The 18,996-nt window shown below is 45.0% G+C and carries 32 protein-coding genes and 1 pseudogene; 32 read left to right on the forward strand and 1 reads right to left on the reverse strand.

Features of this window, described 5'->3' with window-relative positions; all coding sequences use genetic code 11:
• The first annotated feature begins 1 nt into the window (after window position 1).
• The 32 genes and pseudogenes from rplP to ACXADE_RS00705 all read left to right on the forward strand — a co-directional run bounded on the left by rplP (window position 2) and on the right by ACXADE_RS00705 (window position 18,263).
• Window positions 2–436: a 50S ribosomal protein L16 gene (gene rplP / locus ACXADE_RS00550; protein WP_027953416.1), complete on the forward strand. Its 435-nt coding sequence runs from the start codon at window positions 2–4 to the stop codon at window positions 434–436.
• On the forward strand, window positions 426–626 hold the full coding sequence (rpmC, locus tag ACXADE_RS00555; protein ID WP_008636054.1) for a 50S ribosomal protein L29: 201 nt from the start codon (window positions 426–428) through the stop codon (window positions 624–626). Before rplP ends, rpmC begins: the two co-directional genes overlap by 11 nt.
• A 24-nt stretch (window positions 627–650) precedes the next feature.
• A complete protein-coding gene (gene rpsQ, locus ACXADE_RS00560; protein WP_035511679.1) occupies window positions 651–914 on the forward strand; it encodes a 30S ribosomal protein S17 in 264 nt (87 codons plus the stop codon).
• A gap of 42 nt (window positions 915–956) precedes the next feature.
• Window positions 957–1,325 carry a 50S ribosomal protein L14 gene (gene rplN / locus ACXADE_RS00565; RefSeq protein WP_035511677.1) on the forward strand — a complete coding sequence of 123 codons (369 nt, stop codon included), beginning with the start codon at window positions 957–959 and terminating at the stop codon, window positions 1,323–1,325.
• Window positions 1,326–1,364: 39 nt separating this feature from the next.
• Window positions 1,365–1,676, forward strand: coding sequence for a 50S ribosomal protein L24 (gene rplX / locus ACXADE_RS00570; RefSeq protein WP_075038175.1), 312 nt, complete (start codon window positions 1,365–1,367; stop codon window positions 1,674–1,676).
• 26 nt (window positions 1,677–1,702) lie between these two features.
• Window positions 1,703–2,242, forward strand: a complete 540-nt coding sequence (gene rplE / locus ACXADE_RS00575; protein ID WP_474978603.1) for a 50S ribosomal protein L5 — start codon at window positions 1,703–1,705, stop codon at window positions 2,240–2,242.
• 26 nt (window positions 2,243–2,268) lie between these two features.
• The gene (locus tag ACXADE_RS00580) at window positions 2,269–2,454 is read left to right on the forward strand and encodes a type Z 30S ribosomal protein S14 (RefSeq protein WP_027953410.1); all 186 of its coding nucleotides are present in this window, start codon (window positions 2,269–2,271) and stop codon (window positions 2,452–2,454) included.
• Window positions 2,455–2,484: 30 nt separating this feature from the next.
• The gene (gene rpsH / locus ACXADE_RS00585) at window positions 2,485–2,883 is read left to right on the forward strand and encodes a 30S ribosomal protein S8 (RefSeq protein ID WP_035511672.1); all 399 of its coding nucleotides are present in this window, start codon (window positions 2,485–2,487) and stop codon (window positions 2,881–2,883) included.
• A 30-nt stretch (window positions 2,884–2,913) separates the two neighbouring features.
• Entirely contained in the window at window positions 2,914–3,450 is a 537-nt protein-coding gene (gene rplF / locus ACXADE_RS00590) for a 50S ribosomal protein L6 (RefSeq protein WP_474978604.1), read from the forward strand.
• A gap of 35 nt (window positions 3,451–3,485) precedes the next feature.
• Window positions 3,486–3,848, forward strand: coding sequence for a 50S ribosomal protein L18 (gene rplR / locus ACXADE_RS00595; protein WP_474978605.1), 363 nt, complete (start codon window positions 3,486–3,488; stop codon window positions 3,846–3,848).
• Window positions 3,849–3,871: 23 nt separating this feature from the next.
• Window positions 3,872–4,366, forward strand: coding sequence for a 30S ribosomal protein S5 (gene rpsE / locus ACXADE_RS00600; RefSeq protein ID WP_326315280.1), 495 nt, complete (start codon window positions 3,872–3,874; stop codon window positions 4,364–4,366).
• Between the two features lie 18 nt (window positions 4,367–4,384).
• Entirely contained in the window at window positions 4,385–4,567 is a 183-nt protein-coding gene (gene rpmD / locus ACXADE_RS00605) for a 50S ribosomal protein L30 (RefSeq protein ID WP_089654426.1), read from the forward strand.
• 30 nt (window positions 4,568–4,597) lie between these two features.
• A complete protein-coding gene (gene rplO, locus ACXADE_RS00610; RefSeq protein WP_089654425.1) occupies window positions 4,598–5,038 on the forward strand; it encodes a 50S ribosomal protein L15 in 441 nt (146 codons plus the stop codon).
• Window positions 5,038–6,330 carry a preprotein translocase subunit SecY gene (secY, locus tag ACXADE_RS00615; RefSeq protein WP_474978606.1) on the forward strand — a complete coding sequence of 431 codons (1,293 nt, stop codon included), beginning with the start codon at window positions 5,038–5,040 and terminating at the stop codon, window positions 6,328–6,330. The genes rplO and secY overlap by 1 nt, the downstream gene beginning before the upstream one ends.
• A gap of 42 nt (window positions 6,331–6,372) precedes the next feature.
• Window positions 6,373–7,026, forward strand: a complete 654-nt coding sequence (locus ACXADE_RS00620; protein ID WP_474978607.1) for an adenylate kinase — start codon at window positions 6,373–6,375, stop codon at window positions 7,024–7,026.
• Window positions 7,023–7,769, forward strand: coding sequence for a type I methionyl aminopeptidase (map, locus tag ACXADE_RS00625; RefSeq protein ID WP_474978608.1), 747 nt, complete (start codon window positions 7,023–7,025; stop codon window positions 7,767–7,769). Before ACXADE_RS00620 ends, map begins: the two co-directional genes overlap by 4 nt.
• A gap of 16 nt (window positions 7,770–7,785) precedes the next feature.
• The gene (locus ACXADE_RS00630) at window positions 7,786–8,121 is read left to right on the forward strand and encodes a KOW motif-containing protein (RefSeq protein WP_474978609.1); all 336 of its coding nucleotides are present in this window, start codon (window positions 7,786–7,788) and stop codon (window positions 8,119–8,121) included.
• The gene (gene infA, locus ACXADE_RS00635) at window positions 8,099–8,317 is read left to right on the forward strand and encodes a translation initiation factor IF-1 (RefSeq protein ID WP_008636026.1); all 219 of its coding nucleotides are present in this window, start codon (window positions 8,099–8,101) and stop codon (window positions 8,315–8,317) included. Before ACXADE_RS00630 ends, infA begins: the two co-directional genes overlap by 23 nt.
• A 28-nt stretch (window positions 8,318–8,345) precedes the next feature.
• Complete coding sequence (rpmJ, locus tag ACXADE_RS00640) at window positions 8,346–8,459, forward strand: 50S ribosomal protein L36 (RefSeq protein ID WP_002509257.1); 114 nt, start codon at window positions 8,346–8,348, stop codon at window positions 8,457–8,459.
• 24 nt (window positions 8,460–8,483) lie between these two features.
• Window positions 8,484–8,849, forward strand: coding sequence for a 30S ribosomal protein S13 (gene rpsM, locus ACXADE_RS00645; RefSeq protein ID WP_474978610.1), 366 nt, complete (start codon window positions 8,484–8,486; stop codon window positions 8,847–8,849).
• A gap of 30 nt (window positions 8,850–8,879) precedes the next feature.
• Window positions 8,880–9,275 carry a 30S ribosomal protein S11 gene (rpsK, locus tag ACXADE_RS00650; RefSeq protein ID WP_474978611.1) on the forward strand — a complete coding sequence of 132 codons (396 nt, stop codon included), beginning with the start codon at window positions 8,880–8,882 and terminating at the stop codon, window positions 9,273–9,275.
• Between the two features lie 178 nt (window positions 9,276–9,453).
• Window positions 9,454–10,398 (forward strand): DNA-directed RNA polymerase subunit alpha, encoded by a 945-nt coding sequence (locus ACXADE_RS00655; protein ID WP_089654419.1) that lies wholly within the window; start codon window positions 9,454–9,456, stop codon window positions 10,396–10,398.
• Between the two features lie 45 nt (window positions 10,399–10,443).
• Complete coding sequence (gene rplQ, locus ACXADE_RS00660; protein WP_146818453.1) at window positions 10,444–10,803, forward strand: 50S ribosomal protein L17; 360 nt, start codon at window positions 10,444–10,446, stop codon at window positions 10,801–10,803.
• 189 nt (window positions 10,804–10,992) lie between these two features.
• The gene (locus tag ACXADE_RS00665; RefSeq protein WP_474978612.1) at window positions 10,993–11,832 is read left to right on the forward strand and encodes an energy-coupling factor ABC transporter ATP-binding protein; all 840 of its coding nucleotides are present in this window, start codon (window positions 10,993–10,995) and stop codon (window positions 11,830–11,832) included.
• Window positions 11,808–12,680: an energy-coupling factor ABC transporter ATP-binding protein gene (locus ACXADE_RS00670; protein WP_474978613.1), complete on the forward strand. Its 873-nt coding sequence runs from the start codon at window positions 11,808–11,810 to the stop codon at window positions 12,678–12,680. The genes ACXADE_RS00665 and ACXADE_RS00670 overlap by 25 nt, the downstream gene beginning before the upstream one ends.
• Complete coding sequence (locus ACXADE_RS00675) at window positions 12,673–13,470, forward strand: energy-coupling factor transporter transmembrane component T family protein (RefSeq protein WP_474978614.1); 798 nt, start codon at window positions 12,673–12,675, stop codon at window positions 13,468–13,470. Before ACXADE_RS00670 ends, ACXADE_RS00675 begins: the two co-directional genes overlap by 8 nt.
• 16 nt (window positions 13,471–13,486) lie before the next feature.
• Window positions 13,487–14,227 (forward strand): tRNA pseudouridine(38-40) synthase TruA, encoded by a 741-nt coding sequence (truA, locus tag ACXADE_RS00680; protein WP_474978615.1) that lies wholly within the window; start codon window positions 13,487–13,489, stop codon window positions 14,225–14,227.
• A gap of 215 nt (window positions 14,228–14,442) precedes the next feature.
• Window positions 14,443–14,880 (forward strand): 50S ribosomal protein L13, encoded by a 438-nt coding sequence (gene rplM, locus ACXADE_RS00685; protein WP_075038156.1) that lies wholly within the window; start codon window positions 14,443–14,445, stop codon window positions 14,878–14,880.
• An 18-nt stretch (window positions 14,881–14,898) separates the two neighbouring features.
• Window positions 14,899–15,291 carry a 30S ribosomal protein S9 gene (gene rpsI, locus ACXADE_RS00690; RefSeq protein ID WP_474965735.1) on the forward strand — a complete coding sequence of 131 codons (393 nt, stop codon included), beginning with the start codon at window positions 14,899–14,901 and terminating at the stop codon, window positions 15,289–15,291.
• A 173-nt stretch (window positions 15,292–15,464) separates the two neighbouring features.
• A complete protein-coding gene (locus ACXADE_RS00695) occupies window positions 15,465–16,325 on the forward strand; it encodes a VOC family protein (RefSeq protein WP_474978616.1) in 861 nt (286 codons plus the stop codon).
• Between the two features lie 79 nt (window positions 16,326–16,404).
• Window positions 16,405–17,129, forward strand: a pseudogene (gene cwlD / locus ACXADE_RS00700) (N-acetylmuramoyl-L-alanine amidase CwlD).
• An 81-nt stretch (window positions 17,130–17,210) separates the two neighbouring features.
• The gene (locus ACXADE_RS00705) at window positions 17,211–18,263 is read left to right on the forward strand and encodes an Mrp/NBP35 family ATP-binding protein (RefSeq protein WP_474978617.1); all 1,053 of its coding nucleotides are present in this window, start codon (window positions 17,211–17,213) and stop codon (window positions 18,261–18,263) included.
• A 40-nt stretch (window positions 18,264–18,303) separates the two neighbouring features.
• Here the strand turns inward: ACXADE_RS00705 and gerD are convergent, their stop codons facing one another.
• Window positions 18,304–18,951: a spore germination lipoprotein GerD gene (gene gerD, locus ACXADE_RS00710; protein ID WP_474978618.1), complete on the reverse strand. Its 648-nt coding sequence runs from the start codon at window positions 18,949–18,951 to the stop codon at window positions 18,304–18,306.
• Window positions 18,952–18,996: the final 45 nt, after the last annotated feature.

Here is an 18,996-nt window from a genome sequence, read left to right on the forward strand (position 1 = left end):
TATGTTAATGCCTAAACGTGTAAAATATCGTCGTCAACATCGTACAAGCTTGAAAGGCCGTGCAAAAGGCGGTACTGAAGTAGCTTTCGGTGAGTATGGTTTGCAAGCAATCGATCCTGCATGGATCACAGCCCGCCAAATCGAGGCAGCGCGTATCGCGATGACTCGTTACATGAAGCGTGGCGGTAAAGTTTGGATCAAAATCTTCCCTGACAAGCCTTATACTGCTAAGCCCCTAGAAGTTCGAATGGGTTCCGGTAAAGGTGCTCCAGAAGGTTTCGTAGCTGTAGTGAAACCAGGGAAAATCATGTTCGAAATCGCAGGTGTATCTGAAGAGGTTGCACGCGAAGCGTTGCGTCTTGCTTCTCACAAACTGCCGATTCGTACGAAATTCGTAAAACGTGAAGAAATTGGTGGTGAAATCAATGAAGGCTAATGAAATCCGTGAATTAACCACTGCCGAAATTGAACAAAAAGTTAAGTCTCTTAAAGAAGAACTTTTCAACCTACGCTTCCAATTGGCAACAGGTCAACTTGAGAACACTGCACGCATCCGTGAAGTTCGCAAGTCTATCGCACGCATGAAGACTGTTGCTCGTGAACGTGAGCTAGGCGTAAATAACTAATAGATGAGAGGAGGTCACCCTCACATGACTGAACGTAATAATCGTAAAGTTTATACTGGCCGTGTCGTATCTGACAAAATGGATAAAACCATTACTGTACTAGTAGAAACTTATAAGTTCCACAAACTTTACGGCAAGCGCGTAAAGTATTCCAAAAAGTTCAAAGCGCATGACGAAAACAACCAAGCGAAAAACGGCGACATCGTAAGCATCATGGAAACTCGTCCATTGTCTGCTTCTAAGCGTTTCCGTCTTCTAGAAGTTGTTGAAGAGTCTGTCATTATCTAAATAAAGTTCGCTCGGATTTAATCCGAAGGGAGGTTACATGGTATGATTCAACAGGAATCTCGTCTAAAAGTCGCTGATAACTCTGGTGCACGTGAAATCCAAACGATTAAAGTATTGGGTGGATCCGGCCGTAAAACAGCTAACATTGGTGATATCATCACTGCTACTGTGAAACAGGCAACACCAGGGGGCGTTGTTAAAAAAGGTGAAGTTGTAAAAGCTGTTATCGTACGTTCTAAGAGTGGAGTACGCCGTAAAGATGGTTCTTACATCCGTTTTGATGAAAACGCAGCAGTAATCGTTCGTGATGACAAAGGACCACGCGGTACTCGTATCTTTGGACCGGTAGCTCGTGAACTTCGTGATGCTAAATTCATGAAGATTGTATCTCTAGCTCCAGAAGTATTATAAAAGCCTGATAGAATGCCTTGTTAAGGAGGTGCGCGAAGAATGCACGTAAAAAAAGGTGATAAAGTAATGGTCATTACTGGTAAGGATAAAGGCAAACAAGGAACGGTCCTTGAAGCTTATCCGAAAAAAGATCGTGTTCTTGTTGAAGGCGTGAACGAAGTTAAAAAGCACGCGAAGCCTTCTCAGGAGAACCCACAAGGTGGAATCCTAACACAAGAAGCTGCGATCCACGTATCCAACGTAATGCCAATCGATCCTAAGACTGGTGAACCGACACGTGTTGGTTACAAAGTTGAAGACGGTAAGAAAGTTCGTATCGCGAAAAAATCTGGTGAAGCACTAGATAAATAAGCCATACAAGAAAGGAGGGCCACACGATGAACGAACTAAAGAAACAATATCAAGAAGAAGTTGTTCCATCTTTGATGAACAAATTTGAATATGATTCCATCATGCAGACACCGAAAGTTGACAAAATCGTTGTCAACATGGGTGTTGGTGACGCTGTTCAAAACGCGAAAGCACTTGATACAGCTGTTGAAGAACTGACATTGATCACTGGTCAAAAACCAGTTATCACGAAAGCGAAGAAATCAATTGCAGGATTCCGCCTACGTGAAGGTATGCCAATCGGTGCGAAGGTTACACTTCGTGGAGAGCGTATGTACCAATTCCTCCAGAAGCTGATCGCCGTATCTCTACCACGTGTGCGTGACTTCCGTGGTATTTCTAAGAAAGCCTTCGACGGCCGTGGAAACTACACACTTGGTGTTAAAGAACAATTGATTTTCCCAGAGATCGATTACGATAAAGTAAACAAAGTGCGTGGTATGGATATCGTTATTGTCACTACTGCTGACTCTGACGAAGAAGCACGTGAACTTCTAGCTCAGTTCGGTATGCCGTTCCAAAAATAATGAGCTAACTATAAGGAGGGAAAATAGTGGCTAAAAAATCAATGGTCGCGAAGCAACAGCGTAAACAAAAGTACGAAGTACGCGAATACACGCGTTGTGAACGCTGCGGACGTCCGCACTCCGTACTTCGTAAGTTTAAGCTTTGCCGTATTTGTTTCCGTGAACTTGCATATAAAGGTCAAATCCCTGGTGTCAAAAAAGCCAGCTGGTAAACCCGAAACAGGGAAGGAGGTTAATGAGTTATGACAATGACAGATCCAATTGCAGATATGCTGACACGTATTCGTAACGCTAACATGGTGCGTCACGAGAAGCTTGAGCTACCAGCTTCAAACGTAAAGAAAGAAATCGCTGATATCCTTAAGCGTGAAGGTTTTGTACGTGACTATGAATTTGTTGAAGACAACAAACAAGGTGTCCTTCGCATTTTCCTTAAGTACGGTCAAAACAACGAGCGTGTAATTTCTGGTGTGAAACGTATCAGTAAGCCAGGTCTTCGTGTCTACGCTAACGCTGAAGAACTTCCGAAAGTTCTTAACGGTCTAGGTGTAGCCGTCGTATCCACATCAAAAGGTGTATTGACAGATAAAGAAGCTCGTGAACAAGCCATCGGTGGCGAAGTTCTAGCTTACATCTGGTAAAAAAACAGAACAGACAGGAGGTGCAAAACTATGTCTCGCGTAGGTTTAAAATCACTTGAAATTCCTGAAGGTGTAGAGATCATCCAGGATAACAACACGATTACAGTTAAAGGTCCTAAAGGGGAACTTACTCGTACGTTCCACAAGGACATCACAGTTAAAGTTGAGGACAACGTTCTTACTGTAGCTCGTCCGAGCGACCACAAAGAACACCGTGCTCTTCACGGAACTACACGCAGCCTGATCGGTAACATGGTTGAAGGTGTTTCCAAAGGTTTCGAGAAAAGCCTTGAAATCATCGGTGTAGGTTATCGTGCGCAGAAACAGGGACAAAACGTTGTAATCAACGCTGGTTACTCCCACCCTGTTGAAGTTGAAAACCGTGAAGGAATCGAAATCGAAGTTCCTTCAAACACGAAAGTTACAGTAAAAGGTATTGACAAAGAACTAGTTGGTGCTGTTGCTGCTAACATCCGTGCAATCCGTCCTCCAGAGCCTTATAAAGGTAAAGGAATTCGCTACGAAGGCGAACATGTACGCAGAAAAGAAGGTAAAACAGCTAAGTAAGGTTCCTAGCTAACGTATAGAAAGGAGTGACCCTGATGATCACGAAGGCAGATAAAAATGTCGTACGTAAAAAGCGTCATGCGCGCGTTCGTAAGAATGTCTTTGGCACCGCTGAACGCCCACGCTTGAACGTATACCGCTCGAACAAACACATTTATGCTCAGCTAATCAACGACGAAAGCCAAGTAACAGTAGCGAGTGCGTCTACTGTAGACAATGACTTCAACCTTGATGTTACTGGCAATGTAGAGGCTGCTCAGAAAGTCGGTGAATTGGTAGCTAAGCGCGCGATCGACAACGGTTTTAAAGTTGTTGTATTCGACCGTGGAGGTTACTTGTATCATGGACGTGTGAAAGCACTAGCTGAAGCCGCTCGCGAAGCCGGCCTAGAATTTTAATAGTTAAAGGAGGGACATAAATGATTACAAACATCGACCCTAACAAACTTGATCTTGAAGAACGCGTAGTTACCATCAACCGTGTAGCTAAAGTAGTTAAAGGTGGACGTCGTTTCCGTTTTGCTGCTTTGGTTGTAGTTGGAGATAAAAACGGTCACGTCGGTTTCGGAACAGGGAAAGCCCAAGAGGTACCGGAAGCGATCAAGAAGGCCATTGACGATGCTAAGAAAAATCTAATCACAGTACCAGTGAAGAACACGACTATCCCACACGAAATCAACGGACGTTTTGGTGCAGGTAACATTCTTATGAAGCCAGCAGCAGAAGGTACTGGAGTTATCGCTGGTGGACCTGTCCGTGCGGTACTTGAGCTTGCAGGTGTTCAAGACATCCTATCTAAGTCTCTTGGTTCTAACACACCGATCAACATGGTACGTGCTACAATCACTGGACTTAGCGAGCTTAAGCGTGCAGAAGATGTCGCTAAACTTCGTGGTAAGTCAGTAGAAGAACTGTAGGATAAGGAGGGAAATAAAATGGCTAAACAGTTAGAAATTACCCTCACGCGTAGTGTTATTGGTAGACCGCAGGATCAGCGCTCTACTGTCAAGGCGCTAGGTCTGAACAAGATCCGTCAAACTGTCGTACTTGAAGATAACCCAGCGATCCGAGGTATGGCTAATAAGGTGTCTCACCTGGTATCCGTTAAAGAAGTATAATTCTACAAAAGATATAAGGAGGTGCAACGCATGAAACTGCATGAACTAAAGCCTGCTAAAGGTACTCGTAAAGAACGTAACCGCGTAGGTCGTGGTATGGCATCTGGTAACGGTAAAACTTCCGGACGTGGCCACAAAGGTCAAGGCCAGCGTTCAGGAAGCAAAACACGCCCAGGTTTCGAGGGTGGTCAAATGCCACTTTTCCAACGTTTGCCTAAGCGTGGTTTCACTAACGTTCACCGTAAGGAATTTGCGATTATCAACCTTGATGCACTGAATCGTTTCGAAGAAGGCACAGAGGTTACTCCTGAGCTATTGCTTGAGTCTGGTGTGGTAAGCAACCAAAAAGCCGGCATCAAAGTACTAGCTAAAGGTTCAATCGAGAAAAAACTTACAGTGAAAGCTCACAAGTTCTCTGCTTCCGCAAAAGAAGCAATTGAAGCAGCGGGCGGTCAAACTGAGGTGATTTAATGTTCCGGACAATCTCCAATTTTATGCGCGTGGGTGATATTCGACGGAAGATCATCTTCACTTTGTTGATGCTTATCGTATTTCGCCTTGGAACATTCATCCCGGTTCCTTTCACTAACAGAGAAGCCATCAATTTCATGGATGAACAGAATGCGTTCGGATTTCTGAACACATTCGGAGGCGGGGCATTACAAAACTTCTCCATTTTTGCTATGGGGATCATGCCCTATATTACTGCCTCCATCATCATGCAATTACTTCAGATGGACGTCGTTCCCAAATTTGCGGAATGGAAGAAACAAGGTGAAGTCGGCCGTCGAAAATTAGCTCAGTTTACCCGCTATGGAACGATCGTGCTCGCTTTCATTCAAGCCATTGGCATGTCTATAGGTTTTAACGCTCTGGCAGGCGGTCAATTGATTGCTGATCCAGGGTTTGGGAAATTCTTAATCATTGCTCTTGTCTTGACTGGCGGTACTGCGTTTCTTATGTGGCTTGGTGAGCAGATCACCGAACACGGTGTTGGAAATGGTATTTCCATTCTAATCTTTGCTGGAATCGTTGCTGCGATCCCGACTGGTGTGAACCAATTGTATGATCAATATATTTCCGGAGCCGGAGAAGAATTGTTCATCAACCTGGTGATCATTGCTCTGATTGCACTTGTTATTGTCGCGGTTGTTGTGGGTGTTATCTTCATCCAACAAGCCCTTCGTAAGATTCCGATTCAATATGCAAAACGGTTAGTCAACCGTTCGCCAGTAGGTGGGCATTCCACTCACTTACCACTAAAAGTGAATGCAGCAGGAGTCATCCCGGTAATCTTTGCGATTTCATTCATTATCGCGCCGAGAACCGTCGCTGGACTTTTTGAGAACAGTGAAGTCGCCTCTGTCATTCAATATATATTTGATTATCAGAACTGGCCTGGAATGATTATCTATGTTGCTCTAATCATTGCCTTCACTTATTTCTATACATTTGTTCAGGTTAATCCGGAGCAAATGGCTGAAAACTTGAAGAAGCAAGGCGGATATATCCCGGGGATTCGTCCTGGTGCCAATACGGAAACGTATTTGACACGCGTGATGTACCGATTGACATTCGTAGGTTCCATTTTCCTTGCAGCTGTCTCCATCCTTCCGATCATCTTGGGTTCTGCAGCCCAGCTGCCGCCAAGCATCCAAATCGGAGGTACCGGTCTGCTCATCGTTGTAGGGGTTGCCCTGCAGATTATGAAGCAACTGGAAAGCCAGCTTGTGAAGCGCCACTATCAAGGATTCATTAAATAATTAGTGTTAAGCTAATGAAAAAATGAGAGCGAGGGGAACACGTTGAATTTAATTCTGATGGGTCTCCCTGGTGCCGGTAAAGGTACTCAGGCTGAGAAGATAGTCGAAAAATATGACATCCCTCATATCTCAACTGGAGATATGTTCCGATTAGCTATCAAAGAAGGAACAACACTTGGTGTAGAAGCCAAATCATATATGGACAAAGGTGAACTGGTTCCGGATGAAGTGACCATCGGAATCGTTCGCGAACGTCTTAGCAAGCCCGATTGTCAAAAAGGATTCCTACTTGATGGTTTTCCTCGGACAATCGCCCAAGCAGAAGCCCTTGAGAACTTGTTGACTGATATGAAAGAATCGTTGGATTACGTTCTTCATATCGACGTTCCTAAGGAGCAACTCATCGAGCGTCTGACTGGACGACGCATCTGCCCGACATGCGGTGCAACCTATCACGTGGTGTTCAACCCGCCGAAAGAAGACGGGAAATGCGATCACGATGGCTCCGAGTTGATTCAACGCGAAGACGATCAGCCTGAAACCGTAAGAAAGCGCCTTGAGGTCAATGTGGAACAATCCCAACCTCTACTTGATTTCTACCAGGATAAAGGCTATTTGGTATCATTCGAAGGTGATAAAGATATCAACGAAGTATTCCAAGACATCGATCAAAAGCTGGGAGAACTGGCTAAATGATTATTTGTAAGACTCCACGGGAATTAGATATTATGCGGGAAGCAGGGCGGATTGTCGCCTTGACGCACCAAAAGCTTGAGAAAAGCATCCAACCAGGTATAACAACTGGAGAATTGGATAAGATTGCTGATGAATTCATACGCAGTATGGATGCAATCCCATCTTTTAAAGGTTATAATGGATTCCGTGGAAGCATCTGTGCATCTGTCAACGAAGAACTCGTTCACGGCATTCCTGGAGACAGGGTGTTGAACGAAGGTGATATTATCAGCATCGATATTGGTGCCAAATATAAAGGCTATCACGGTGATTCAGCATGGACGTATCCAGTGGGAACCGTCGATGAAGAATCCATGGAACTGCTGAGAGTTACGGAGCAGTCATTGTTCAAAGGACTTGATGAAGCAAAGCCGGGTGAACGCCTTTCAAATATATCTCATGCGATCCAGAGCTACGTTGAGCCGGAAGGCTTTACAATTGTGAGGGAATACGTCGGACACGGAGTCGGGCAGGAGCTTCATGAGGATCCTCAAATTCCTCATTACGGCCCTCCGAACAAAGGTCCACGCCTCAAGCCTGGCATGGTATTGGCCGTAGAACCGATGGTGAACGCAGGCTCTCGCTATGTGAAGACGCTGGGCGACCATTGGACGGTAGTTACTCAAGACGGCAAAAGGTGCGCTCACTTCGAGCATACCATTGCAATTACGGATGAAGGATATGAAATCCTCACAAAATCCTAAATGAAGGTGATCGTTTTTGAACGAATCTGAGTCGAGTCCGCGAATAGGTCAAATTGTTCGTATTGTGCAGGGGCGTGAGGCAGGACAGTACGCGGTAGTGATCGATGTGCTGGATGGCCGCTTTGTGCTGCTTGCCGACGGAGAGAAACGTAAGTATGATCGACCAAAGAAAAAGAATTTGCAACATGTTGAGCTTATGGATTTCGTCTCTCCGGAAGTCCAGGACAGCCTTCTGGAAACTGGTCGTGTCACAAATGGCAAGCTTCGATTTGCCGTATCAAAATATGTCAATGAAGCAGTGACTGATTTGAAGAAGGGAGATCAACTCGATGGCGAAAGACGATGTAATTGAAGTAGAAGGGACCGTCGTTGAAACCTTACCGAATGCGCAGTTCAAGGTTGAACTTGAGAACGGTCACTCCGTTTTAGCTCACGTGTCCGGTAAAATTCGCATGCACTTCATTCGAATCTTACCAGGAGACAAGGTAACGGTAGAACTTTCCCCTTATGACTTAACTAAAGGACGTATTACGTACCGTTATAAATAAAACTCCGATCTTAAAGGAGGTATGGATGATGAAGGTAAGGCCTTCTGTAAAACCAATTTGCGAAAAATGCAAAGTCATCAAACGTAAAGGTAAAGTCATGGTTATCTGTGAAAACCCTAAGCATAAACAAAAACAAGGTTAAAATTGAAGGAGGTGCACGTAACTTATGGCACGTATTTCAGGTGTAGATATTCCTCGTGATAAGCGAGTAGTCGTATCCCTAACTTACGTTTACGGTATCGGTAAATCCCTTGCCAAAGACGTACTAGCTGAAGCTGGCGTTTCTGAAGATACTCGCGTTCGCGACCTTACAGAAGACGAACTAGGTAAAATCCGTAAAGCAGTGGAACAACACAACACGGAAGGTGACCTTCGCCGTGAGAACTCTCTTAACATCAAGCGTTTGATCGAGATCGGTTCTTACCGCGGAATCCGTCACCGTCGTGGACTTCCACTTCGTGGACAAAAGACAAAAAACAACTCTCGTACACGTAAAGGCCCACGTCGTACCGTGGCTAACAAACGTAAATAATAAGCAACACAAAGGAGGTAAGCTAACTATATGGCACGTAAAGGAAACACTCGTAGTCGTAAACGTCGCGTGAAAAAGAATATAGAGACCGGTGTCGCGCACATCCGCTCTACTTTCAACAACACAATCGTAACGATCACTGATGTTCAAGGTAACGTTCTTGCATGGAGCAGTGCTGGATCCCTTGGTTTTAAAGGTTCCCGTAAATCTACTCCATTCGCTGCTCAAATGGCTTCTGAAGCTGCGGCGAAAGACGCTATGGACAACGGTATGAAAACTCTTGAAGTAACAGTAAAAGGCCCTGGTGCTGGTCGTGAAGCAGCGATTCGCTCTCTGCAGGCAGCAGGTCTTGAAATTACGGCAATCCGTGACGTAACTCCAGTACCACACAATGGTTGCCGCCCACCAAAACGTCGTCGCGTATAATAGTTCTGAATAGAATTTGTCACCCTGTCTATAATGGGTTATGATAGCTTTTATCAGCACCGCCGTAGACAGAGAAAATATGCAGTTGTCTTTTTATCGGGACTGCCTACCTGAGGAATTTCGGTTAGACCTATTGTCTAACCGGGGTTTCGACGTTTTGAAGGAGGGTTTAGTGTAAATGATCGAAATTGAAAAGCCAAAGATTGAAACGGTCGAGATCAGCGATGAGTCTACTTTTGGTAAGTTCGTCGTAGAACCGCTTGAGCGTGGGTATGGTACAACTCTAGGGAACTCCTTGCGTCGTATCCTATTATCCTCACTTCCCGGCTCTGCTGTCACATCAGTTCAAATTGACGGTGTACTTCATGAATTCTCAACGATTGAAGGTGTCGTCGAAGACGTAACCACAGTCATTCTGAATCTGAAGAAACTAGCTTTGAAGGTTTACTCTGACGAAGAGAAGACCTTGGAGATTGATGTACAGGGTGAAGGAAAAGTTACAGCGGCTGACATTACGCACGACAGTGATGTAGAAGTACTGAATCCAGATCTTCACATTGCAACATTAGACAGCAACTCCAGCTTCCGTGCTCGTATTACAGCAGAACGCGGCCGAGGATATCGTCCGGCTGAAGGAAACAACCATGAGGATCAACCAATCGGCGTCATTCCAGTGGACTCTATCTTTACGCCTGTATCCCGTGTAACGTATCAAGTAGAGAACACTAGAATCGGTCAAACATCTAACTTTGATAAGTTGACGTTGGATGTATGGACGGATGGCAGCATTCGTCCGGAAGAAGCGATCTCTCTTGGGGCTAAAATCTATATGGAACACCTCAACATCTTTGTAGGCCTGACAGATGAAGCTCAAAAAGCTGAAATCATGGTCGAAAAAGAAGAGGACCAAAAAGAGAAAGTTCTTGAAATGACAATCGAAGAACTTGACCTTTCTGTCCGTTCTTACAACTGCTTGAAGCGCGCGGGCATTAACACCGTGCAGGAACTTGCGAATAAGTCTGAAGAAGACATGATGAAGGTTCGTAACCTTGGTCGCAAGTCACTTGAAGAAGTGAAGCATAAGTTGGATGAACTGGGATTAGGTCTAAGGAAAGACGATTAATAGATAGAACACATCTAAGAGATTCAGATAAGGGAGGGATTATCAATGGCTAGAAAACTAGGACGTACAACGGATCAGCGTATGGCGCTACTTCGCAACTTAGCGACAGACTTGATCATCCATGAACGTTTGGAAACAACAGAAGCTAAAGCGAAAGAGCTTAAGTCTGTTGTAGAAAAAATGATTACACTAGGGAAACGCGGCGATTTACATGCCCGTCGTCAAGCTGAATCATTCCTTTACAATGCGCAGGCAGATGAAGAAGGAGAGCAAACAGCTTTGCAAAAGCTATTCTCTGACATCGGCCCCCGCTATGAAGACCGTCAAGGTGGTTACACTCGCGTGCTTAAGCTAGGCGAGCGTAAAGGTGATGGAGCGAAAATGGCGATCATTGAACTAGTTTAATGAATACCATGAGGGTAAAAGGGCAGGACTGAATCTCATTACGAGGTTACATCCAGCCCTTTTTTTATATCCAATTATAAGAATGCCTTGTACAAATTGCGTCGTTAGATAGTTAACGACGCAATCGAGGAATGGGAAATGGTGTCGTATTTCCTGGGAAATAGTCAGTGGAGCAGAGGAGGAACACAGATGGGAGAGAGACAAGTCGAGTTTCGTCATGTATCTTTTAGATATCAGGAAGATATGCCCTGGGTCTTGAAGGACGTAAGTTTTACCATCGGTCCTGATGAATGGGTAGCCATCATTGGACATAATGGTTCTGGCAAATCGACGATTGCCAAGTTAATGAATGGGCTGCTTTTTCCGCAAGAGGGAGAAATCATTGTGGATGGAGTGAAAGTGACCCCTGAGAACATTTGGGATGTCCGTAAGCAAGTGGGGATGGTATTCCAGAACCCTGACAACCAATTTGTGGGGACGACGGTCCGGGATGATGTTGCGTTTGGAATGGAGAATCACGGCTTGCCGCGTGAACTGATGGTGAAACGGATCGAAGAGAGTCTGAAAGCTGTACAGATGGAGGCCTACGAACGTCATGAGCCTCATCGTTTATCTGGCGGGCAGAAACAGCGTGTGGCTATTGCAAGTGTTCTGGCTGTTTCACCTGGATTTATCATTCTTGATGAAGCCACAGCCATGCTTGATCCTAAAGGCAGAAAAGAAATTATGAAGACGGTTCGTGATGTCCAGCAGGAAAGAGATTTGTCCTTAGTGACGATCACTCACGACCTTCAAGAAGTGACTTTGGCATCCCGAGTGATAGTTATGAACGGCGGGGAAGTTTGGATGGAAGGGACACCGCGCGACGTATTTTCCAGAAAAGAACAATTGACTGAAATTGGCTTGGATACTCCATTTGTCAGTAAAATGGCTGATTACCTGAAAGAAGAAGGTTTGAGCCTGAACCGTGAGCCACTCAATCACCAGGAGTTGTTGGAGGACATATGCACATCTCGTTTGAACACGTAAGTTACACCTATCAACCAAACAGTCCATTTGAATATAAAGCGTTGGATGATTTGACTTTCTCGATCCAGTCCGGATCATTTGTGGCTGTCATTGGTCATACGGGGTCAGGGAAATCTACACTCATTCAGCATTTAAATGGACTGCTGCAACCGACAAAAGGTAAATTACAAGTGGGTGACTATACCATCGAAGCTGGTGAGAAGAGTAAACACTTGCGTTCTCTTAGGGAGAATGTAGGAGTTGTCTTTCAATATCCTGAGCACCAATTATTCGAAGAGACGGTCGCCAAGGACATCGCCTTCGGTCCCCAGAATTTTGGTGTGCCGCAAGAGGAAATTGACAGAAGAACGAGAACTGCTGTAGAAGCCACTAAGTTACCGGAAGAATTACTGGAACGGTCTCCGTTTGATTTAAGTGGTGGCCAAATGCGCAGAGTTGCAATCTCGGGAGTGCTTGCGATGGACCCTGAAGTACTCGTCCTGGACGAGCCGACTGCGGGGCTTGATCCGAGTGGGCAAAGAGAAGTGATGGACATGTTCTATAATCTTCACCAGGATAAAGGGCTGACAACGATTCTTGTCACTCATAGTATGGAAGACGCTTTGAAATATGCGGATCATATTCTAATTATGAATAATGGGCAACTTTATAAAGAAGGAACCCCTTTAGAGATTTTCCGCCAAAAGGAAGCTCTTGAACAAGTTCAGCTGGATGTTCCGGAAGTCATTTCCTTTTTAAGTAAAGCAGAAAAAGAATATGGCATTGATCTGGAATATAGAGGTCAGACCATAGCTGAGTTAGCAAAAGAAATCGCCCGAAAAGTGAAAGGGGGCAGCGATCATGAGTAGTTCTATGATTATCGGTCAATACATTCCGACAGATTCCGTGATCCACCGCCTCGACCCACGTTCAAAAATCGCTATCATCTTTTTTTATGTTGTGATCGTATTTTTTGCTAACTCTGTTATGAGTTACGGAGTGCTTGCTCTGTTCGCAGTTGGAAGTGCATTGATGTCACGTGTACCTTTCCGTTATCTGATGAAAGGGCTGAAGCCTGTATGGTTTCTTATTATTTTTACGTTCCTACTTCATCTGTTTGTAACAAGGGAAGGGGAGGTCGCCTTTTCTCTCTTCGGCTGGGAGATTTACAGAGAAGGACTCGTTCAAGGGGGGGCCATTTCTTTAAGGTTCTTCCTCTTGATCCTGGTGACTTCTCTGCTTACACTTACGACTACTCCTATTGAGATTACGGATGCGATTGAGGAGCTTTTAGGGCCGCTTAAAAAGGTGAAGTTCCCTGTTCATGAATTGGCATTAATGATGTCGATCTCCCTTCGTTTCATTCCGACATTAATGCAGGAGACAGAGAAAATCTCCAAAGCTCAGGCTTCACGGGGTGTGGATTTTCGCACAGGGGCTCTTAAAGACCGTGTGAAGGCGATTGTTCCTCTGTTGGTCCCATTGTTCGTCAGTGCATTCAAACGTGCTGAAGAGCTCGCTATGGCCATGGAAGCACGTGGCTATCAAGGGGGAGAGGGACGGACGAAGTTAAGAGAACTGAAGATTTCGAAACTGGATTTCATGTTATATGCTTTATTTATCATAGTCGTCGTCGGCTTATTCCTGACGAGAAGCTGATGTGGAGGATCAATGTATGAATAGAATCCGTATGGTCATCCGTTACGATGGAACGAATTACGCCGGTTATCAAGTTCAGCCTAATGGCGATACAATCCAGGCCGAGCTGGAAAAAGCGTTGAGGAAAATGCATAAAGGAGAACAGGTCAAAGTAGCTGCCTCTGGTAGAACGGATGCACGGGTGCATGCAATTGGCCAGGTCATCCATTTTGATACACCTCTCCATATTCCAGCATCCAATTGGAAGCGGGCATTAAGCTCTCTGCTGCCGGAGGATATTCAGGTTCTTACTGCAGAATCAGTCTCCCAGCAATTCCACTCACGTTACGACGCCGTAGGGAAAGAGTATCGTTACTATGTATATAACGGAAAGGACCTTGATATCTTCCGCCGCCATTATACGTATCATGTACGGGCGGAATTAGATCTTGCACATATGAAAGAAGCCTGCCGTTATCTTGAAGGGGAACATGACTTCACATCGTTTTGTTCACCGAAGACAGATATTAAAGGGACTAAAGTACGGACGATTCACCAAGCGGATGTTTTGAGAGAAGGGCAAGACATACTATTTGTATTCAAGGGCTCTGGTTTCCTGTACAATATGGTGAGGATTCTTGTGGGTACGCTTTTGGAAATCGGAAGGAAGGAACGTGAACCTGAAGATATCAAACGGATCATAGCTGCAAAAAGCCGTATAGAAGCAGGGAAAACTGCACCCCCACAAGGGTTATTCCTTTGGGAAGTCTTCTACTAGGAGAGAAGAAAGTGTTCCGGCAATCCTCTCTTTCAAAAAAACAACGAATCCAGGTGTACATGCCCTTGACATTTAGTTACAAGGTGTTATATTATATTCTATGGCATTTTATTTCTGTACCACGGTTAGCCCCGGAAAACTAATCGTATTTGAGATAAATGATAAAGTAGTAACGAAGTCTATGAGAAATCAAACATTTCAGGAGGGAAACCGATATGCGCACAACTTTCATGGCAAATGAAAACAACGTTGAACGTAAATGGTATGTTGTGGATGCTGCAGGGCAAACACTTGGCCGTTTAGCGAGCGAAGTTGCTGCGATCCTTCGCGGTAAGAATAAACCAACATACACACCACACGTTGATACAGGTGATCACGTTATCATCATCAATGCAGGTGAGATCCAACTTACAGGTAACAAAATTAACGATAAGATCTATTATCGTCACTCTAACCACGTAGGTGGTCTGAAATCCCGTACGGCTAACGAAATGCGTACGAAATACCCTGAGCAGATGCTAGAGCTTGCTGTAAAAGGTATGCTTCCAAAAGGAAGTCTTGGACGTAAAATGGGCAAGAAACTTCATGTTTACGCTGGCGCTGAACACAAACATGAAGCACAAAAACCAGAAGTTTACGAACTTCGCGGATAATTAAAGGAGGTAATCTTAGTGGCACAAGTACAATACACAGGTACTGGTCGTCGTAAGAGCTCAACAGCTCGTGTACGTCTCGTTCCAGGAACTGGTCGTGTAGTAGTAAACAAACGTGATGCTGAAGACTTTTTCCCATATGAAACGCTTCGTATGATTCTGAAACAGCCTCTAGCTGTTACAGAAACAGAAGGTAACTATGATGTATATGTAAACGTAGATGGCGGTGGATTCACAGGACAAGCTGGTGCAATCCGTCACGGAATCGCTCGTGCATTGTTAAAAGCGGATCCTGAATACCGTACACCATTGAAACGCGCTGGTCTATTGACTCGTGACGCACGTATGAAAGAGCGTAAGAAATACGGTCTTAAAGGTGCTCGTCGCGCTCCACAATTCTCCAAGCGTTAATCGATGCTTATACAAAAGACTCTCAACCGACTCGGTTGAGAGTCTTTTTTTTAACTTTTGAAATGCTGAACGAAAAAAGAGGGCTGGATCATGGCAGACAGGGTGGGAGCACATATGGGTGCAGATCCGCTGCCTGTTTTTGTATACTGAAGAGAAAGAATGGAGGGTTTGAGATGCTTTTTCATCAAATAGAGAACGCCCATGTCACGCAAATCACGTTGAAGGTTAAGGATCTGGAGCATTCTGTTGAATTCTATACGAAAATATTAGGTTTTCAAAAATGGAAGGGGGCGGAAGGTCACGTCTCTTTGAGTGGAGGAGAAGGGAGACCGCTACTCCATCTGGAAGACGCTTCTGAGGCATTTCCCCCTGAGCGAAAGGCAACAGGATTGTATCATTTTGCTCTCCTATTACCCGAAAAGGCTGATCTTGCTGACTTGGTCAAACATTTGTCCAGGAACAACATCCCGTTGGCCTCGGCGGACCACTTCGTCAGTGAAGCTATTTATTTCTCCGATCCTGATGGAAATGGAATCGAAGTGTATATCGACCGGCCCTCTTCGTTATGGCAATGGACCGGAAATGAAGTTAAGATGACCGTCGACCCGCTGGACTTTGATCATTTGTTCTACTTTGGGACAAACGATGGCTGGTTCAGTCTTCCGGAACGTACGATCATGGGTCATGTTCATCTTCACGTTGCTGATTTGGAAGAAGCGGAGCGGTTTTACTGTGAGGGCCTCGGGTTTGATGTCGTCAACCGCTTCGGCAATCAGGCTTTATTTATATCGACAGCGGGCTACCACCATCATATAGGGCTTAATACGTGGAAAGGCGTCGGTGCTCCGGCACCAGGAAGAAGCGAACTCGGATTGAAATGGTTTGATATTCAATACCCGGACGCTGTATCCCTCGGAGAAGCGGTTATGAGAATCCGGGTGATGGGGGCTCCAGTCGAGGAGGAAGATGGAGTGTTTTATACAATGGATCCTTCGCAAAATCGCATTCGTCTCTATGTTTTCGATAACGGATGATGATGCCCCTCACACCTTCACATATTTCCCCTTCTTGTCCCATATAGTGGGAAGGGAGGAGTAAAAGGGAGTGTGAGGGATGCGAAAACCAAGGTTGAAAACATTTATATGGTTGGCGGGGATTATTGTATTGGTATGCGCGGTTTCTTACCCGATTCAGGAAGCAAAAGATGCCTGGACCGTATGGTCATCCCCTCTGTCTGGAAAAGTCATTGTATTAGACCCAGGTCATGGTGGCCCTGATGCAGGAGCTTCCGGCAAAGATGGGACAGAAGAAAAAGTCATCACCCTGCAGCTGGCGGAGTATCTTCGTGATTATTTGCAACAGGCGGGTGCCCTTGTGTACTTGACACGTGATGACGATAATGATCTCGCCTCGGATGAAGCAGAAAGGGCACGGCGCAGGCAGGCGGAGGATGTACGGAACAGGGTGCAGTACATCGAAGAAAAAGAAGCGGATTTATACATCAGCATACATTTAAATGCTATTCCTTCTGAGAAATGGAGCGGAGCTCAGACTTTTTATTATCCGAAAAACGAGGAAAGTAAAACCTTGGCCACGTTTATTCAATCAGAAATCAAAGAGAATGTAGGGAATACGGATGGGGCGCTTTTGGTCTTTCCAACATTTATATTCTTAAACATGCCAAAGCTCCTGGGGTATTGGTTGAAGCTGGCTTCCTGTCAAATCCTGGAGAACGGGAACGGTTAAAGGATGATGATTATCAAAGACAAATGTCCGCCTCTATTTATCAGGGCGTGCTCCGTTATGTAACAGAAAGAGAAATTCCTTCGGAAGACTGATTCAAGCATATCACTTAGAAAGCGTTTCATGTATGTTATACTAGCCGTAGTGAAACATTTTTCTAAGGATGGTGAACCGGCTTGTTGACAGAAGGAAAAGTACTAGAAATCCTCCATTCGATTGAAGACCCGTTTTTACATAAAACGTTGGAAGAAACCGGTGGAGTTGAAGAGATAAAAATTAAAGAAGAAAAGAACCATGTCAGCGTAAAAATTCTGATCGGAAAGACGAATACAGCTGAACAGATGGAACTGCAGCAAAAAATCGTCAATGAACTGAAAAGCGGAGGAGCGGCTACCGTCGGTCTACGCTTTGATCAGCTTCCTGACGAAGTGCTTGAAAGGTTCCAGCCTGAAGCGGAGCAGGAACAAGAAGCATCATTACTTGGCGGGAATACCGGGACGAAATTCATTTCAATCGCCAGTGGTAAAGGCGGCGTGGGCAAATCAACGGTGACCGTGAACCTTGCTGTAGCCTTGACGCGCCTAGGTAAAAAAGTCGGTATCATTGATGCAGACATTTATGGATTCAGTGTACCTGATATGATGGGGGTGGAAGAGCGCCCGGTCGTCCGAGGGGAGAAGATCATCCCTGTTGAAAGGTTTGGGGTTAAGCTTGTTTCCATGGGCTTCTTCGTAGAAGACAATTCTCCTATTATTTGGCGTGGTCCTATGCTTGGGAAGATGCTGACGAGCTTCTTTAAAGAAGTGGAATGGGGCGATCTCGATTACCTTCTTCTTGATCTGCCGCCGGGAACAGGTGATGTCGCATTGGACGTTCATTCCATGCTTCCGTCTTCTAAAGAGATTATCGTAACGACCCCGCATCCAACAGCTGCATTCGTAGCTGCCCGTGCTGGCCAAATGGCATTAAAGACAGACCATGAAATTCTTGGTGTTGTTGAAAACATGGCGTATTTCGAAAGTAAAGAGACAGGGAATAAAGAATTCGTCTTTGGTAGAGGTGGCGGCGTGAAGCTTGCCGATACTCTACAGACAGGAGTCCTCGGACATGTGCCGCTTCAGCAGCCTTATGAGGAAGAAGATGTTTTCGCACCGTCCGTGTATCAATCTGATCATCCAATCGGCGTCATCTATCGAAACATGGCCGCAAAAGTTATCGATAAATATTAATGAAAAACACGCACTTCTCAAAATAGAAGTGCGTGTTTCTTTAATTCTGCTGACTTTTTTCTCCGTCTCCACTGCTGCTGCCGGACTGTTCTTCGCTGCTTTGTCCGCCTTCACCTGAGGATTCAGAACTACCCCCGCTGCCACTTTGCATTTTTTCCGCTGCTTTCAATAAGGTTTCACTCATTTTCGCTTGGAAAACCGGGCTGTTCAACGTTTCCTCAATGGTTTTCTCTAAGTGTGAACGGAATTGCTGCCCTTCCATGACTGTAACCATTTCTTTCATCATTTCGGGGTTTTTATAGAGCTCAATCATCAATTTCTGATATTCAGCATCTTTCATCAGACCTTTCATCAGCTTTTTCTGCTGATCTTCAAGGACCTTACTGAATTCTTGAACGAACTTCGGGTCGGAGAACAATTTACTCCAAAAAGCTTTGCCTTCTTCTGATACGAGCGTCTTTTGGACGGCCTGTGAAACAACTTCAGATTCCAAAGCCATCGATTGCTGCATTTTTTCATCAGAAAGAACTTCGGTCATTGCTTTTTTCCCGTCGTCAGACTTAAGAATATCAACGATCATTTTTTTCGTTGTATCATAATCCGTCTGTTCACTTGCACTGGATGAGCCGCTGCACGCGGTTAAAAGTACAAGGATCAGGACAGGACCTAACCATCGGAGTTTGGACATTTTGGATGTCCCCTTTCATAAGTTCTCCTTACGTTTACTATCTGC

Source organism: Halobacillus sp. ABR2_026, assembly GCF_056158545.1.

Coding starts and splice junctions, on each gene's coding strand:
- rplP (WP_027953416.1), top strand. CDS start 2: ATGTTAATGCCTAAACGTGTAAAATATCGTCGTCAACATCGTACAAGC.
- rpmC (WP_008636054.1), top strand. CDS start 426: ATGAAGGCTAATGAAATCCGTGAATTAACCACTGCCGAAATTGAACAA.
- rpsQ (WP_035511679.1), top strand. CDS start 651: ATGACTGAACGTAATAATCGTAAAGTTTATACTGGCCGTGTCGTATCT.
- rplN (WP_035511677.1), top strand. CDS start 957: ATGATTCAACAGGAATCTCGTCTAAAAGTCGCTGATAACTCTGGTGCA.
- rplX (WP_075038175.1), top strand. CDS start 1,365: ATGCACGTAAAAAAAGGTGATAAAGTAATGGTCATTACTGGTAAGGAT.
- rplE (WP_474978603.1), top strand. CDS start 1,703: ATGAACGAACTAAAGAAACAATATCAAGAAGAAGTTGTTCCATCTTTG.
- rpsH (WP_035511672.1), top strand. CDS start 2,485: ATGACAATGACAGATCCAATTGCAGATATGCTGACACGTATTCGTAAC.
- rplF (WP_474978604.1), top strand. CDS start 2,914: ATGTCTCGCGTAGGTTTAAAATCACTTGAAATTCCTGAAGGTGTAGAG.
- rplR (WP_474978605.1), top strand. CDS start 3,486: ATGATCACGAAGGCAGATAAAAATGTCGTACGTAAAAAGCGTCATGCG.
- rpmD (WP_089654426.1), top strand. CDS start 4,385: ATGGCTAAACAGTTAGAAATTACCCTCACGCGTAGTGTTATTGGTAGA.
- rplO (WP_089654425.1), top strand. CDS start 4,598: ATGAAACTGCATGAACTAAAGCCTGCTAAAGGTACTCGTAAAGAACGT.
- secY (WP_474978606.1), top strand. CDS start 5,038: ATGTTCCGGACAATCTCCAATTTTATGCGCGTGGGTGATATTCGACGG.
- map (WP_474978608.1), top strand. CDS start 7,023: ATGATTATTTGTAAGACTCCACGGGAATTAGATATTATGCGGGAAGCA.
- infA (WP_008636026.1), top strand. CDS start 8,099: ATGGCGAAAGACGATGTAATTGAAGTAGAAGGGACCGTCGTTGAAACC.
- rpmJ (WP_002509257.1), top strand. CDS start 8,346: ATGAAGGTAAGGCCTTCTGTAAAACCAATTTGCGAAAAATGCAAAGTC.
- rpsM (WP_474978610.1), top strand. CDS start 8,484: ATGGCACGTATTTCAGGTGTAGATATTCCTCGTGATAAGCGAGTAGTC.
- rpsK (WP_474978611.1), top strand. CDS start 8,880: ATGGCACGTAAAGGAAACACTCGTAGTCGTAAACGTCGCGTGAAAAAG.
- ACXADE_RS00655 (WP_089654419.1), top strand. CDS start 9,454: ATGATCGAAATTGAAAAGCCAAAGATTGAAACGGTCGAGATCAGCGAT.
- rplQ (WP_146818453.1), top strand. CDS start 10,444: ATGGCTAGAAAACTAGGACGTACAACGGATCAGCGTATGGCGCTACTT.
- ACXADE_RS00665 (WP_474978612.1), top strand. CDS start 10,993: ATGGGAGAGAGACAAGTCGAGTTTCGTCATGTATCTTTTAGATATCAG.
- ACXADE_RS00670 (WP_474978613.1), top strand. CDS start 11,808: ATGCACATCTCGTTTGAACACGTAAGTTACACCTATCAACCAAACAGT.
- ACXADE_RS00675 (WP_474978614.1), top strand. CDS start 12,673: ATGAGTAGTTCTATGATTATCGGTCAATACATTCCGACAGATTCCGTG.
- truA (WP_474978615.1), top strand. CDS start 13,487: ATGAATAGAATCCGTATGGTCATCCGTTACGATGGAACGAATTACGCC.
- rplM (WP_075038156.1), top strand. CDS start 14,443: ATGCGCACAACTTTCATGGCAAATGAAAACAACGTTGAACGTAAATGG.
- ACXADE_RS00695 (WP_474978616.1), top strand. CDS start 15,465: ATGCTTTTTCATCAAATAGAGAACGCCCATGTCACGCAAATCACGTTG.
- gerD (WP_474978618.1), bottom strand. CDS start 18,951: ATGTCCAAACTCCGATGGTTAGGTCCTGTCCTGATCCTTGTACTTTTA.